The organism is Ensifer adhaerens, assembly GCF_001270265.1.
Lineage (GTDB): Bacteria > Pseudomonadota > Alphaproteobacteria > Rhizobiales > Rhizobiaceae > Ensifer > Ensifer adhaerens_B.
Map to the genome: position 1 here is coordinate 77660 of NZ_LGAP01000024.1, position 15435 is coordinate 93094.

Consider the following 15435-nt stretch of genomic DNA (forward strand, 5'->3'; position numbering starts at 1 on the left):
ACAGGAAAACGGGAGTCAGACCAAATGAACATTGCAACGAAGAAGATCGACGTCACCAAGGAAGCAGCAGCGCTGCTCGAAAAGATGGGCGTCGCCAAGGAACTCTACACGGGCGGCGACATGCCGTCGTTCAGCCCGGTCACGGGCGAGCAGATCGCCAGCCTGAAGACGGTTTCGGCCGCAGAAGCTGCTGCCAAGATCGACAAGGCCCATGAAGCCTTCAAGGCCTGGCGCCTCGTTCCGGCGCCGAAGCGCGGCGAACTGATCCGCCTGCTCGGCGAAGAGCTGCGCACCTTCAAGGCTGACCTCGGCCGCCTGGTTTCGATCGAAGCCGGCAAGATCACCTCCGAAGGCCTTGGCGAAGTCCAGGAAATGATCGACATCTGCGATTTCGCAGTCGGTCTTTCCCGCCAGCTCTACGGTCTGACGATCGCCACCGAACGTCCCGGCCACCGCATGATGGAAACCTGGCATCCGCTCGGCGTCGTCGGCGTCATTTCCGCCTTCAACTTCCCGGTCGCCGTCTGGTCGTGGAACACGGCGCTCGCGCTCGTCTGCGGCAACTCGGTCGTCTGGAAGCCGTCGGAAAAGACCCCGCTCACGGCTCTTGCATCGCAGGCTATCTTCGAACGCGCGCTTGCCCGCTTCGGCGATGCGCCGGAAGGCCTGTCGCAGATTCTGATCGGCGACCGCACCGTCGGTGAAGTCCTCGTCGACAACCCGAAGGTTCCGCTGGTTTCGGCCACCGGCTCGACCCGCATGGGTCGCGACGTCGGCCCGCGCCTTGCCAAGCGTTTTGCCCGCGCCATCCTCGAACTCGGCGGCAACAATGCCGGTATCGTCTGCCCGTCGGCCGATCTCGACATGGCGCTGCGTGCGATCGCCTTCGGCGCCATGGGCACCGCCGGCCAGCGCTGCACGACCATGCGCCGCCTGTTCGTCCATGAAAGCGTCTACGACCAGCTCGTTCCGCGGCTGAAGAAGGCTTACGGCTCGGTCTCGGTCGGCAACCCGCTGGAAACCACCGCGCTCGTCGGCCCGCTGGTCGACAAGACGGCCTTCGACGGCATGCAGAAGGCGATCGACGAAGCCAAGGCCCATGGCGGCACCGTCACCGGCGGCGAACGCGTCGAACTCGGCTACGCCAACGGCTACTACGCCAAGCCGGCCCTGGTCGAAATGCCGAAGCAGGCCGGACCGGTGCTCGAGGAAACCTTCGCGCCGATCCTCTACGTCATGAAGTATAGCGACTTCGACGCCGTCGTTGCCGACCACAATGCGGTTGCAGCCGGCCTGTCCTCGTCGATCTTCACCCGCGACATGCAGGAATCCGAACGGTTCCTCGCCGTCGACGGCTCGGATTGCGGCATCGCCAACGTCAATATCGGCACCTCGGGCGCTGAAATCGGCGGCGCCTTCGGTGGTGAAAAGGAAACCGGCGGCGGCCGCGAATCCGGCTCCGATTCCTGGAAGGCCTATATGCGCCGCGCCACCAACACGGTGAACTACTCGAAGGCTCTGCCGCTGGCGCAGGGCGTTTCCTTCGACATCGAGTAGGACCAAACGATGACCATCAACGCAACGGTCAAGGAGGCGGGCTTTCAGCCCGCCTCGCGGATCTCCTCGATCGGGGTATCCGAAATCCTCAAGATCGGCGCGCGCGCGCAAGGCATGAAGCGCGAGGGCAAGCCGGTCATCATTCTCGGCGCAGGCGAGCCTGATTTCGACACGCCTGACTATGTCAAAGAGGCTGCCTGCGAGGCGATCCAGCGCGGCGAAACCAAGTACACCGCACTCGACGGCACGCCGGAGCTGAAGAAGGCGATCCGCGAAAAGTTCCAGCGCGAGAACGGCCTCGCCTATGAACAGGACGAGATCACGGTTGCCACCGGCGCCAAGCAGATCCTGTTCAACGCCATGATGGCGACGATCAATGCAGGCGACGAAGTCGTCATCCCGACGCCGTACTGGACCTCCTATTCGGATATCGTCCAGATCTGCGAAGGCAAGCCGGTGCTGATCCCCTGCGACGCGGCTTCGGGCTTCCGGCTGACCGCCGACAAGCTCGAAGCGGCGATCACGCCGAAGACGCGCTGGGTGCTCCTGAACTCGCCCTCCAACCCTTCGGGCGCCGCCTACAGCGCTGCCGACTACCGGCCGCTGCTTGATGTGCTCCTGAGGCATCCGCATGTCTGGCTGCTGGTCGACGACATGTATGAGCACATCGTCTATGACGGCTTCCGCTTCGTCACCCCGGCCCAGCTGGAACCGCGCCTCAAGGACCGCACCCTGACGGTCAACGGCGTCTCCAAGGCCTATGCGATGACCGGCTGGCGCATCGGTTATGCCGGTGGTCCGCGCGAGCTGATCAAGGCGATGGCCGTCGTCCAGAGCCAGGCGACCTCCTGCCCGTCGTCTGTCAGCCAGGCCGCGTCGGTGGCCGCATTGACCGGCCCGCAGGATTTCCTGAAGGAACGCACGGCCAGCTTCCAGCACCGCCGCGATCTCGTCGTCAACGGCCTCAACGCCATCGACGGCCTCGACTGCCGCATCCCTGAAGGGGCCTTCTACACCTTCTCCGGCTGCGCAGGCATGCTCGGCAAGGTCACGCCTTCAGGCAAAACCATCGAGACGGATACGGACTTCTGCGCCTACCTGCTCGACGATGCCCACGTGGCCGTCGTGCCGGGCTCAGCCTTCGGTCTGTCGCCGTTCTTCCGCATCTCCTACGCGACGTCGGAAGCCGAGCTGAAGGAAGCGCTCACGCGCATCGCAGACGCCTGCGCGCGGCTCACGTAACTCGGAAGTAGCCCCTCACCCTAGCCCTCTCCCCGCTTGCGGGGAGAGGGGACACCGTACAGTGTGCAGCACCCGCCCTCTCCCACTTGCAGGGCAGGTCTTCCCATCCGCGCCGGCTCGCGGGAAAAAATGCGTTCCGACAAAGTTCGAGAGGGATCGCGGAGCACGCCGCATGTCCCTTCGCCCCGCCTGCGGGGAGAAGGTCGCGGCAGCGGGATGAGGGGCATTTCCGATCGCCTGCCCTCACCCTCAAAACGTCGGTGGCGTGCAGGCGCTGATCACCTCGCAAGGCACAGGCCCGACGCAGCGAAACCGATGCGGCCGCCGGCTCTCGAAGTAGTAGGCATCCCCGGGCCCCAATATCCGCCGCTCGTCGTCGACCGTGACTTCGATGCGTCCCGACAGCACGATCCCCCCCTCCTCGCCGTCATGTACCAGCGGCACCTTTCCGGTATCGGCGCCCGGCTGATAACACTCCTTCAGGATCTGCAGGCTGCGGCCGAAGAGGTTTTCGCCGATCTGGCGATAGGAGATCGGACCCTTGCCGATCTCGACCAGTTCCTCTGCCGCATAGAACGCCTTGCGCGGCCGCTCCGGCTCGAAGGAGAAGAACTCCGCAAGTCCGATCGGAATGCCGTCGAGGATGCGCTTCAGTGCGCCGACCGACGGGTTGGAGGCGTTCGATTCGATCAGCGAGATCGTCGAGTTGGTCACACCCGCCCGCTTGGCAAGTTCGCGCTGCGAGAGATTGTGCATCAGCCGGAGGTGACGCAGCCGGTTTCCGATATCGACGGTCATGGGCGTTCATCCCGGTGGTGTTCAGGTTGTTCGAAATATCGCAACTTCGCGATCCTCATTCCATAAAATTCAATGGCTTGAAGGACACCAGAAAAGGACTTGTTTGGCAAATCAAATCATGGCGTCAATCCCCCAACCTTCAGGAGGATGCCATGAACCAGCACACCAAACCCAACGCCCCCGTACTCGACAGCTACTGGATGCCCTTTACCGCCAACCGGCAGTTCAAGGCGGCACCGCGCCTGCTCGCATCCGCCGAGGGCATGCACTACACCAGCACCGATGGCCGCACGATCCTCGACGGCACCGCCGGTCTCTGGTGCGTCAATGCCGGCCATGGCCGCCGCCAGATCGCCTCAGCCGTCGAGCGCCAGCTGTCGACGATGGATTTCGCGCCCTCCTTCCAGATGGGTCATCCGATCGCCTTCGATTTTGCCGAACGCCTCGCCGAGATTGCGCCGGGGCCGGAAGGCCAGAAGCTCGACCGCGTGTTCTTCACCGGCTCGGGCTCGGAATCGGTCGACACGGCGCTGAAGATGGCCATCGCCTATCAGCGCTCGATCGGCCAGGGCACGCGCACGCGCCTGATCGGTCGGGAACGCGGCTATCACGGCGTCGGCTTCGGCGGCATTTCGGTCGGCGGCATTCTCAACAACCGCCGTGTCTTCCCGCAGCTGCCGGGTTCCGACCATCTGCGCCATACGCACGATCTCGCCAAGAACGCCTTCGTCAAGGGCCAGCCCGAGCACGGCGCCGAGCTTGCCGACGATCTCGAGCGGCTGGTGGCGCTGCATGGCGCCGAGACGATCGCCGCCTGCATCGTCGAACCGGTGGCCGGTTCGCCCGGCGGGCTGATCCCGCCGAAGGGCTATCTCGAACGGCTGCGCGCCATCTGCGACAAGCATGGCATCCTGCTGATATTCGACGAAGTCATCACCGGCTTCGGCCGTCTTGGCGCGGCATTCGCCACCGACTTCTTCGGCGTGACGCCGGATCTGGTGACGGCGGCCAAGGGGCTTACCAACGGCGCCATCCCGATGGGCGCGGTCTTTGCCAGCCGCAAGGTGCACGACGCGCTGATGCACGGCCCGGAAAGCCAGATCGAACTCTTCCACGGCTACACCTATTCCGGCCACCCGGCTGCCTGCGCCGCCGGCATCGCCACGCTCGACATCTACCGCGACGAGGGCCTGATGACCCGCGCCGCCGAGCTGCAGGATGCCTGGCACGATGCCATGCATTCGCTCAAAGGTCTGCCGAATGTCATCGACATCCGCACCATCGGCCTCATCGCCGGCATCGAGCTGCAGTCGCGCGATGGCGCACCGGGTGCGCGCGCCTATGACGTCTTCGTCGATTGCTTCGAGAAGGGACTGCTGATCCGCGTGACCGGCGACATCATCGCCTTCTCGCCGCCGCTGATCGCCGAGGAAAAACACTTTGGCGAAATCGTCTCGATCCTCGGCGATGCGCTGAAGCGCGCCAAGTAACTCAAAACGACGCTGCCGCCGAAAATCTCGGCGGCGGTGTCGCAAGCCCGTCTTGCGTGGGAATCCGGCTAATCGATTTCGCTAAAGCGCCGTGCGTTCGTCCGAATGCACGGCGCTTTAGTGCTTTGATTCTCGAGCATAGTATCCTCCTGCAGAGGTTCCACCTGAAAGCAGGATGCTCTAACGGATCAGCATCGCCCTGAAATCATTGACGTTGGTTCCGGTCGGACCGGGCACGAAAAGGTCGCCGCTCGCTGAGAATGCCGACCAGGCGTCGTGGCGGGCCAGATGCGCGCGCGGATCCGCACCCGCAGCCCGCATGCGACCGACGCTGCCGCCATCGGCAAATGCACCGGCATTGTCCTCCGAACCGTCGATGCCATCCGTGTCCGCGGCCAGCGCATCGATCCCGTCGAGCCCGTCGATATCGAGCGCCAGCGACAGCAAAAGTTCAGCGTTGCGGCCGCCTTTGCCGTAATCGTTGCCTGAGATCGTCACGGTCGTCTCGCCGCCGGACAGGAGCACGACCGGCTTTTGGAAAGGGCGATTGCGCAGGGCGACTTCGCGCGCCAAAGCCGCATGCATGCGGCCGATATCCCGCGCTTCGCCTTCGATCGCATCCGACAGGATCCGCGCCTGAACGCCCAATTCCTGCGCCGTCCTCGCGGCGGCCTCCAGCGACACGCTTGCCGACGCGATCACGTGGCACGCGTGTCGGCGGAAAACCGGGTCGGATGGATCAGGCGCGCGCGCCGCGTCAGATCGCAAATGGGCCATCACACCGTCAGGCAGGACCATGCCGTAGCGGCTGACGATCTCCAGTGCTTCCTCCGCCGCCGACCCATCCGGCACCGTCGGGCCGGAGGCGACGAAGGCCGGATTGTCGCCGGGAACGTCGGACACGACGAGGCTGACGACACGCGCCGGGCCGGCGGCGGCCGCCAGGCGGCCACCCTTGATGCGCGAGACATGCTTGCGCACGACGTTCATCGCGGAAATCGGCGCGCCGGACGCAAGCAGCGCCTTGTTGACGGCAATCTCGTCGGCAAGCGTCAAGCCCTCCGGCGGCGCCGGCAGCAGTGACGATCCACCGCCCGAAATCAGCGCGACGACCAGATCGTCCGCGGTCAGGCCTTCCACCAACTTTAACAGTTCTTCCGACGCCCGCAGACCGGCCTCGTCGGGCACCGGATGGGCGGATTGCAGCACGCGAATGCGTTCGCATCGTTCGATCGGGCCGTGGCGCGCCACGACGGTCCCGGTCAGCGGGTGATCCCAGAGCTTTTCGAAGGCGGCGGCCATCTGGCTTGCGGCCTTGCCGGCGCCGACAACGATCGTTCGCCCCTTGGGCTTTTCCGGCAGATGCGCGCGGATCGCCTCGTAGGGGTCGGCGGCACGCACCGCTGCCTCGAAAAGAGTGGTGAGGAAGGGACGCGCTTCGAAGTCTGCCATCGTCTTCAACCCGTGATTTCGAGGTCGTAGACGAAAATGCCGTCGATGCCGCCTTGTGCGGCCGCAACGATCTTGGCGCCGGTCTGCCGGTGCTCCGGGTCTTCGAGATAGGCGTCGCGGGCGACCGCGTCAGCGAAATCGACGATGAAGCCTTCCGAATAACCCTTGTCCATGCCGACCTCCGGGCTGACGTTAGCGCCGGCATAGGTTGCGAGAAGCCCGGGAAGCCGGGTTTTCAGTGCGGTGATCTCGGCGAAGATCGACGCTTTCTCATCCGCCGAAATTTCGGGACGGAAGCGAATGAAGACACAGTGGCGGATCATGATTTTCCTCAGCGGATATCGGCACGGGCACGCGGCCGGGCATCGTTTCGTTCATGGGCGAAGATCGCCGGCGGCAGGGGCTGGCGCTCGCGAATGATGTCGGCGCCCTTTTCGCCCATCATGATCGTCGGCCCGTTGGTGTTGCAAGAGGGAACACGCGGCATGACCGAACTGTCGCAGACGCGAAGGCCTTCAAGGCCACGCACTTTCAGATCGAGGCCAACGACGGCCATGGCGTCAGTGCCCATCTTGCAGGTGCCGACGGGATGGTGGTCGGTCTTGGCGTTGGCGCAGCCATAATCGAAGAACTGTTCGTCGGAAACGACACCGTTGCCCGGCAAACGTTCGGCGAGCACGAAGGGCTTGAGCGCTGCCTGCTGCATGATCTCGCGGGCGATCTTAAGCCCCTCGATCGACATCCGGCGGTCGTGCGGATCTTCCCAGTAGTTCGGATCGATCAGGGGCGCTGCGGCCGGATCAGCAGTGGAAAGCCGGACTGTGCCGCGCGAGCGCGGATGCAGATAGGCGGAATTGAGCGTCACCCCGGCGTTCTTCAGCCGCGCGACGCCAGCCTCGATGCCGGAGCCGAGACCGAGGTGGAACTGGATATCCGGCGAGCGGGCGTCCGGATCGGCGTACCAGAAGCCGCCGGTCTCAAACAGGCTCGATGCCACCGGGCCGGAGCGGAAAAGCACATATTGCAGCCCGGCCCATAGCGTCCGATGCAGCTTCGCGACGTTGTCATAGGTATGGTCGCCGGTGCATTCGGAAATGACGAAGAGGTCGAGGTGGTCCTGAAGGTTGCCACCGACGCCGGGCAGGTCATGCTTTACCGCCACCCCCACCGATTTCAGGTGATCGGCCGGCCCGATGCCCGACTGCAGCAGCAGCTTCGGCGAACCGATGGCGCCGGACGAGACCAGAACTTCCCGCTCCGCCCGGATGGTTTCGCTGCCCTTCGCCGTTACCACCTCGACGCCGACGGCACGTGTGCCTTCGAGCACGATCCGGGCGACGCGCGCGCCTGTGCGCACCGTCAGGTTCCGGCGGTCCTTGACCGGCGAGAGATAGGCAAGCGACGCGCTCGAACGCCGACGGTTGCGTTGCGTCAGCTGGTAGAAGCCGACCCCCGCCTGCTGGCCGCCGTTGAAATCGTGATTGTAGGGAATGCCGAGTTCCTGGCCGGCGCGGATATAGGCATCGCAGATCGGCAGCGTGGAAACGGGCATCGATACGCCGAGCGGACCGCCATAGGAATGATAGTCGTCGGCGAATCGCTGGTTGTCTTCGGCGCGCTTGAAATAGGGGAGAACACTACGATAGTCCCAGCCGGCGCAACCGTCCTCGGACGCCCAGAGGTCGTAGTCCGCCGCATTGCCGCGGGTATAGAGCTGGGCATTGATCGATGAGCCGCCGCCGATCACCTTGGCCTGGGTGTAGCGCAGCACCCTGCCCTTCATGTGCTTCTGCGGCACGGTCTCCCAGCCCCAGCTGGCGACGCCCTTGGTCATCTTGGCAAAGCCGGCCGGCATATGAAACAGCGGGTTCCAGTCGCCGCCGCCCGCCTCCAGCAACAGGACGCGCACGGATGGATCCTCGGAGAGGCGGTTGGCGAGAACGCAGCCGGCGGGGCCGGCACCGGTGATGATGTAGTCGTATGTCATTGCCTGTCTTCCTCCACGGCACGGAATTTGGAACGATCCAAATTTCCGACGTGATCAATTCAAAACCCGCTCGCCCTTGCGAGCCCCTGAATTCCCTGCACTTTTCCTAGAGTCTTCCGATCGACAGACCGCCATCCGCCTGGATGACCGAGCCGGTGGCGAAGCCGAATTTCCCGCTGGCAAGCCCCGCGGCGATGTTGCCGATGTCTTCGGGCTCGCCCCAGCGCTTCATTGGCACCAGACCGCCGTCGATCAAGGCGTCGTATTTCGCCGAAACGCCGGCGGTCATGTCGGACCGGATGACGCCCGGCCGGATTTCGAAGACGGAGATGCCGGTGTCGGCCAGCCGCAAGGCGAGCCCCTGGCTGAAGGCGGCAAGCCCGGCCTTGCTCATGCAATAGTCGAGCCGCTCGGGCGAACTCATGGTCGCGGAGACCGAGGTGATGTTGATGATCGAACGCGGCGTCGCATCGGCACCGTCGGCGAGCATCGAGCGCAGCACAGCCTGGGTGAAGAACACCGTGCCGCGCAGATTGGTGGCGACGATCGTGTCGAAATTCTCCGGCGAGAGATCGAGAAAATCACCGCGCACGACGGAGGCGATGCCGGCATTGTTGACGAGACAACGGATCGGCCCCAGCGCCTGGCGGATGCCGGCAACGGTTGTGGCATGTCCGCCGGCATCAGCGAGATTGGCTTCGAGGTAGATGGCGCGGCCGCCCTGTGCCGATAGCTCGGTGAGCGTCGCCTGCGTGGTCTGGTCCGCGGCACCAAGGCCGGTCAGCGCGATGTCAAAGCCGTCGCGCGCCAGCGCGCGGGCAACACCAAGACCGATGCCGCGTCGGCCGCCGGTGACAACAGCCACGGGACGCGTCGATGTCGTCATGCTCCCAGCTCCTTCGCAACGATATGGTCGGCGACGCGTAGCGCCTGTGCTGCCACCGTCAGTGCCGGATTGACGGCGGCGGAAGTCGGCAGGAAGCCGGCATCGACGACAAAGAGATTCGGATGATCGAAGGCGCGGCAATAGACGTCGAGCGGCGCTTCCTTCGGGTCCTTGCCGATCCGCACCGTGCCGCACTGATGCGACGGCGTGCGCTTGTCGAAGGCCTGGGAAAGCACGATCGGATAGCCTGCAGCCTTGAAATGCGCACGCATCTTCGCTTCGAGCCCGGAAAGCGCCTCCATGTTCGAGCGCCGCCACTGCATGATGATGCCCTTATCGTCGACCATGATGCGGCTTTCCGGGTTCGGCAGGTCCTCCGTCATCATGTACCAGTCGACCGCATGGCCGGCCATGAAGTCGAATGCGAAGCGCGGCGCCCAGATAGGCGCATTGGCCTTGAGGATGTCGGCGTTGATCTTGCCGAGCAGTTGGACATTGCCGAGCGGCAAACCGTCCCTGCCACCGGCCAGGTAATAATCGTTCAGCATCAGCGTCTTCTGGTAGATGCTGTCGTTGCGCCTGAACGGATTGATCGCCAGCATGGCGCTGCAATTGTGGTTCATGAAGTTGCGGCCGACCTGGTCGGAGGCATTTGCCAGCCCCTTGCTGTCGCCGGAGCGCAACAGGATCGCGGCCGAGTTGATCGCCCCCGCCGACAGGATCACCAGTTTGGGCGACAGGCGCTTCTTCTCGCCCCTATGGGTGTAATGGATCGCCTCGATCCGGCCGCCCGGGCCTGCCTCCAGCCTGTCGACATGCGCGGAGGTGATCAGCTCGATGTTGGGGTCATTCAGCGCGGAGGCGAGCGATGCGGTCTCGGCATCCTTCTTGCCCGTGCCGGTGTTGGGAAACCCGTCCCATGGCGTGCGTCCGCCGGCCAACCACGTGTCGATATCGACACCAAGCGGCAATGTCGCCGGATTGAGCCCCTGCGCCTTCAATTCGGCGCGGGCGCGGGCAATGGCCGGCTCGTCCGGCACAGGGCCATGAGGATAGGGCGTGGAGTGGCGCGGCTCCGTCGGGTCCTGACCCAATTCACCGCGAACCTCGAACAATTGCTCGGCCTTGCCGTACCACGGCTCCAACTCGTCATAGGGGAAGGGCCACGCCGGCGAAACGCCGCCAAGATGCTGCATCTCGGTGAAATCCTCCGCACGGTAGCGCAGGAGCACCGCGCCGAAGAGCTTGGAATTACCGCCGACGAAATAGAAATTTCCCGGATTGAACTCTGTGCCATCAGCTTCGCGCCACATCTCCTTGGGCCGGAAATGGCCCTTGACGAAGATCGAGCTGTAGCTGCGCGCTTCCGGTGTGTCGGGCAGACGTTCGCCACGTTCGAGAATGGCGATGCGGGCGCCGGAGCCGGCGAGCCCCGCAGCGACGGTCGATCCACCGATCCCCGACCCTATGATGACGATATCCGGCTCTTTCGGCATGGCTCAGTTCACGCGATCCGTTGCTGTGTCTGAGGATCGAAGAACACCGCCTTGTCGAGATTGAAGGCGAGCTGCGATGTCTGGCCGGGCGCGATGCGCGCGTCGGCACGCAGGCGGGCAACGACCTCCTTGCCGCCGAGACGGGTCACCGCAAAAGTGTCCGAACCGGCGGGCTCGACCACCTCGATCAGGCATTCGCCTTCGACGATCGCCTTGGCATTGCGGTCGGCACCATCAGGATCGGTCAAAGCTTCCGGACGGATGCCGAAGACGACGTCCTTGCCGGCATAGGCGGCGAGTGCGCCGTTATGCGGCACCGCCAGCTTCATCGGCTCGGCGTTCGGGCGCGCGAGCGTGACGGCAACGTCGGAACCGCTCTTTTCAATGCGCGCCGTCAGCAGGTTCATGGCCGGCGACCCCATGAAGTCGGCGACGAACATGTTGGCCGGGTTGTTGTAGATTTCGGCCGGCGTCCCGAACTGCTGCAGCACGCCGTCCTTCAGCACCGCGATCTTGGTCGCCAGCGTCATCGCCTCGATCTGATCGTGCGTGACGTAGACGATCGTCGTCTTCATCCGGTGATGGAGGCGCTTGATCTCGGTGCGCATGTCGACGCGCAGCTTGGCGTCGAGGTTCGACAGCGGCTCGTCGAAGAGAAAGACCTGCGGATTGCGCACAAGCGCGCGGCCCATTGCGACGCGTTGGCGCTGGCCGCCGGAAAGCTGGCTTGGTTTACGATCGAGCAGATGGCCGATCTGCAGCATGTCGGCGACCTGCTTGATCGCCTTCTCGCGTTCATCCTTCGGCACGCCGCGGATTTCCATGCCGAAGGCGATGTTGCCGGCGACCGTCATGTTCGGATAGAGCGCATAGGACTGGAACACCATGGCGATATCGCGCTTCGACGGATGCAGCCCGGCGACCGACCGGCCGTTGATGGCGATATCGCCCGAGGTGATCGGCTCGAGGCCGGCAATGGCGTTGAGCAGGGTTGACTTGCCGCAACCGGACGGCCCGACGAGCACGAGGAACCCGCCTTCGTCGATCTCCAGATTGATGTCCTTCAGGATCTCGAGCGCGCCGTAGGATTTGCGCAGGTTGCTGATTTTGAGGAAAGACATGGGCTTATCCTTTCACGGCGCCGGACATCAGCCCGCGCACGAAGTAGCGGCCGGACACGATGTAGACGAGGAGCGTTGGCAGGGCGGCGAGAATCGCGCCCGCGAAGTGAACGTTGTATTCCTTGACCCCGGTCGACGAGCTGACGAGGTTATTGAGCGCCACCGTCATCGGCGTCGAGGACGCGCCGGAGAAGGACGCCCCGAACAGGAAGTCGTTCCAGATGTTGGTGAACTGCCAGATGACCGAGACGACGATGATCGGGCCGGACGACGGCAAGAGGATCCGCCAGAAGATCTGGAAGAAGCTGGCGCCATCGATCTGCGCTGCGCGCACGAGTTCCGTCGGGAAGGCCTCGTAGTAGTTGCGGAAATAGAGCGTGGTGAAGCCGAGGCCGTAGATCACGTGCACGAAGATCAGGCCCCAGATCGAGCCGGCAAGGCCGATGATGCCGAGCACGCGCGCCATCGGGATCAGCACGATCTGGAACGGGATGAAGCACGAGAGCAGCAGCATGCCGAAGAAGATGTTGGCACCGGGAAAGCGCCACTTGGTCAGCACGTAGCCATTGAGCGCGCCGATGATCGTCGAGATCGCCACGGCCGGCACCACCATCAGGATGGAATTGATAAAGAACGGTCTCAGGCCGGTCGGCTGCACGCCGATCTGCGCCGTCGACCAGGCGGAAAGCCAGGGTTCGATTGTGAGCGTCTGCGGCAGGTTGAGCATGCCGCCCTGGCGGATCTCATCGAGCGGCTTCAGCGAGTTGACCAGCATCACGTAGAGCGGCAGCAGCGAATAGAGCGCGAAAACGATCAGCGCCGTGTAGATCAGCGCCCGCGTCAGGCGGTTGTGCGAGATGACATTGTCTGGGCTGGGGGCGCTCATGGGCGTTTTCCTCCCCGGATTTCGGAGTAGAGATAGGGAACGATGATCGAGAAGATCATCACCAGCATGATGATCGCCGACGAGGCGCCGATGCCCATCTGGTTGCGGGTGAAGGTGTAGGAATACATGAAGGTCGCCGGCAGTTCGGTTGCCTGGCCGGGGCCGCCGCCGGTGAGCGCGATGATCAGGTCGTAGGCCTTGATCGCCAGATGGGCGAGAACGACGAAGGCCGAGAGGAAGACCGGCCGCATCAGCGGAATGATGATCCGACGATAGATCGTCGATGTCGGTGCGCCATCGATTTGCGCCGCCTTGATGATCTCGTTGTCGACGCCGCGCAGGCCGGCGAGGAACATCGCCATGATGAAGCCGGTCGATTGCCAGACGGCCGCGATCACCACGCAATAGATCGCGTAGTTGCGGTCCTTGATCCAGTTGAACGAAAAGCTCTCCCAGCCCCAGAGGTGCATGGTGTTTTCAAGGCCGATGCCGGGATCGAGAAACCACTTCCAGGCCGTGCCGGTCACGATGAACGACAGCGCCATCGGATAGAGGTAGATCGGCCGCAGGAAACCTTCCGCCCGGATCTTCTGGTCGAGCAGGATCGCAAGCCCAAGACCCAGCACCGAGCAGATGATGATGTAGAGCGACGCAAAGATCGCCAGGTTGCTCACCGCCCGCCACCAGTGCGGCAGGGCCCAGAGCTTCTGATAATTGCTGAAACCGACGAAATTGTAGGACGGCAGCATCTTGCTGTCCGTCATCGACAGGAAGCCGGTATAGGCGATGAAGCCATAAACAAAGATCAGGACGATAACGAAGCTCGGGGCAAGGACCAGCTTCGGTATCAGGTCCTGCAGTCGACTGCGGCTATCCATGAACGTTCACCACTTCTGGCGCTTAGCCATCGGGAAATTCCCTGATATCGGCATCCGCGCAGGTTCTTTGTATCAAAACGCTCCCGTGCGTCCGCGATGGACGCGGCGCTTCGAAGACGCTTGCATGTCAGAATGGGTGTCCGGGACGCCTGTTCGCGTCCCGGACCGGGTCTTGCCCGTTACTTCGCAGCCGCGACGGCGGCGACGAGTTCCTTGACTGCCTCATCGGAGGACAGTTCACCGTTGAACTCGCGCGTCACGACGTCGTAGATCGCGTTCTTGACGGATGCCGGGTTGGCATGGCCATGGGCCATGGAGCCGAACAGCGTGCCGCTGGTGTTGGCTTCGGCGAGATCCTTGATGCCCTTCTTGCCGCAAGCGTCGAAGTCCGTGTCCGGAACGTCGGTGCGGGCCGGAACCGAACCCTTGACGACGTTGAAGGCCGACTGGAAGGTCGGGCTTTCAATCGCCGATGCCATTTGCAGCTGAGCCGGGATCTTGTCGTCGGCAACCTTGAACATCGCGAACTGGTCGGAGTTGAAGGTCACGGACCCCTGCGTGCCCGGGAAGCGCATGCAGACGAAATCGGTGCCCGGCACCTTCTTCGCCTTCAGGAACTCGCCCTTGGCCCAGTCGCCCATGAACTGCAGGCCGGCCTTGTTCTCGATGACCATCGCGGAAGCGAGGTTCCAGTCACGGCCGGAGAAGTTGTCGTCGACATAGGAACGCAGCTTCGTCATGCGATCGAAGGCTTCCTTCATCTTGTCGCCGCCGAGCGCTGCCGGGTCGAGATCGATGAAGGCCTGCTTGTAGAAGTCGGTACCGAGCGAGAGCACGACGGCGTCGAAGATCGTCGCATCCTGCCACGGCTGGCCGCCATGGGCGATCGGCGTGATGCCCTGAGCCTTGAAGTTGTCGAGCAGAACGATGAGCTCGTCCCAGTTCGTCGGCTCCTTGCCGCCAGCCTTGTCGAGGGCGGCCTTGTTGATCCAGACCCAGTTGGTCGAGTGGACGTTGACCGGAGCAGCGATCCAGTGGCCGTCATATTTCGAGAACTGCTGCAGCGCCGTCGGGATGACCTTGTCCCAGCCTTCCTTGGCAGCGGTTTCGTCCAGGTTGCCGAGCGCGCCTTCCTTGGCCCAGTCGAGAATGTCGAAGCCGAGCATCTGCACCGCGGTCGGAGCGTTGCCCGAGGTGACGCGGGCGCGAAGCACGGTCATGGCTTCCGTGCCGCCGCCGCCGGCGACCGGCATGTCGGTCCAGGAAATGCCCTTGCCTTCCAGGTCCTTCTTCAGAACGTCGAGCGCGGCAGCTTCACCGCCGGATGTCCACCAGTGCAGCACTTCCACGTTTTCTGCTGCGCGCGCGGCCGTGGCCGCCATCATCAGCGCCACAACAGCCGTCGTCGTCATCAACTTGCGCATCGTTTTCCTCCCGTTTGCAAGTTATCGAAGCGGAACCTCCTCCCGCCTCGGATATCGCACCGCCTAAGGCAGCGGCTGGCCAATTTAAAACGTTATAAATTCAGCAAGTCAAGCATTCCGCACGCGTGCGTTATTCCACCTCAAGAAGCGATTGAATTTGCTGAATTATATGCGATCCCAGCCGTTTCGCAACGCAACAATCCATGTCGCAGCGCGAG

Annotated in this window: 13 protein-coding genes; 3 read left to right on the forward strand and 10 right to left on the reverse strand. The window is 63.5% G+C overall.

What is annotated here, in order from left to right; genetic code table 11:
- Nucleotides 1-24: 24 nt before the first annotated feature.
- Nucleotides 25-1557, forward strand: a complete 1533-nt coding sequence (locus AC244_RS25865) for an aldehyde dehydrogenase family protein (protein WP_053251693.1) — start codon at nt 25-27, stop codon at nt 1555-1557.
- A gap of 9 nt (nt 1558-1566) precedes the next feature.
- Nucleotides 1567-2799, forward strand: a complete 1233-nt coding sequence (locus AC244_RS25870) for a pyridoxal phosphate-dependent aminotransferase (protein WP_053251694.1) — start codon at nt 1567-1569, stop codon at nt 2797-2799.
- 249 nt (nt 2800-3048) lie between these two features.
- Here AC244_RS25870 and AC244_RS25875 read toward each other — a convergent pair whose 3' ends face one another.
- Nucleotides 3049-3597: a cupin domain-containing protein gene (locus AC244_RS25875; RefSeq protein WP_053251695.1), complete on the reverse strand. Its 549-nt coding sequence runs from the start codon at nt 3595-3597 to the stop codon at nt 3049-3051.
- Between the two features lie 152 nt (nt 3598-3749).
- On the opposite strand from AC244_RS25875, the gene AC244_RS25880 reads away from it, so the two are divergent.
- Complete coding sequence (locus AC244_RS25880; RefSeq protein ID WP_053251696.1) at nt 3750-5087, forward strand: aspartate aminotransferase family protein; 1338 nt, start codon at nt 3750-3752, stop codon at nt 5085-5087.
- Nucleotides 5088-5267: 180 nt separating this feature from the next.
- Here AC244_RS25880 and AC244_RS25885 read toward each other — a convergent pair whose 3' ends face one another.
- The 9 genes from AC244_RS25885 to AC244_RS25925 all read right to left on the reverse strand — a co-directional run bounded on the left by AC244_RS25885 (nt 5268) and on the right by AC244_RS25925 (nt 15205).
- On the reverse strand, nt 5268-6539 hold the full coding sequence (locus AC244_RS25885) for a glycerate kinase (protein ID WP_053251719.1): 1272 nt from the start codon (nt 6537-6539) through the stop codon (nt 5268-5270).
- A gap of 5 nt (nt 6540-6544) precedes the next feature.
- Entirely contained in the window at nt 6545-6862 is a 318-nt protein-coding gene (locus AC244_RS25890; RefSeq protein WP_053251697.1) for a Dabb family protein, read from the reverse strand.
- Nucleotides 6863-6870: 8 nt separating this feature from the next.
- Nucleotides 6871-8526 carry a GMC family oxidoreductase gene (locus AC244_RS25895; RefSeq protein WP_053251698.1) on the reverse strand — a complete coding sequence of 552 codons (1656 nt, stop codon included), beginning with the start codon at nt 8524-8526 and terminating at the stop codon, nt 6871-6873.
- 106 nt (nt 8527-8632) lie between these two features.
- On the reverse strand, nt 8633-9412 hold the full coding sequence (locus tag AC244_RS25900; protein WP_053251699.1) for a 3-ketoacyl-ACP reductase: 780 nt from the start codon (nt 9410-9412) through the stop codon (nt 8633-8635).
- Nucleotides 9409-10908 (reverse strand): FAD-dependent oxidoreductase, encoded by a 1500-nt coding sequence (locus AC244_RS25905; RefSeq protein ID WP_053251700.1) that lies wholly within the window; start codon nt 10906-10908, stop codon nt 9409-9411. The genes AC244_RS25900 and AC244_RS25905 overlap by 4 nt, the downstream gene beginning before the upstream one ends.
- Nucleotides 10909-10916: 8 nt before the next feature.
- On the reverse strand, nt 10917-12029 hold the full coding sequence (locus AC244_RS25910; protein ID WP_053251701.1) for an ABC transporter ATP-binding protein: 1113 nt from the start codon (nt 12027-12029) through the stop codon (nt 10917-10919).
- 4 nt (nt 12030-12033) lie between these two features.
- Nucleotides 12034-12915, reverse strand: coding sequence for a carbohydrate ABC transporter permease (locus AC244_RS25915; protein ID WP_053251702.1), 882 nt, complete (start codon nt 12913-12915; stop codon nt 12034-12036).
- Complete coding sequence (locus tag AC244_RS25920) at nt 12912-13793, reverse strand: carbohydrate ABC transporter permease (protein ID WP_053251703.1); 882 nt, start codon at nt 13791-13793, stop codon at nt 12912-12914. Before AC244_RS25920 ends, AC244_RS25915 begins: the two co-directional genes overlap by 4 nt.
- Nucleotides 13794-13972: 179 nt before the next feature.
- Nucleotides 13973-15205: an ABC transporter substrate-binding protein gene (locus tag AC244_RS25925; RefSeq protein WP_414735952.1), complete on the reverse strand. Its 1233-nt coding sequence runs from the start codon at nt 15203-15205 to the stop codon at nt 13973-13975.
- Between the last annotated feature and the right edge of the window lie 230 nt (nt 15206-15435).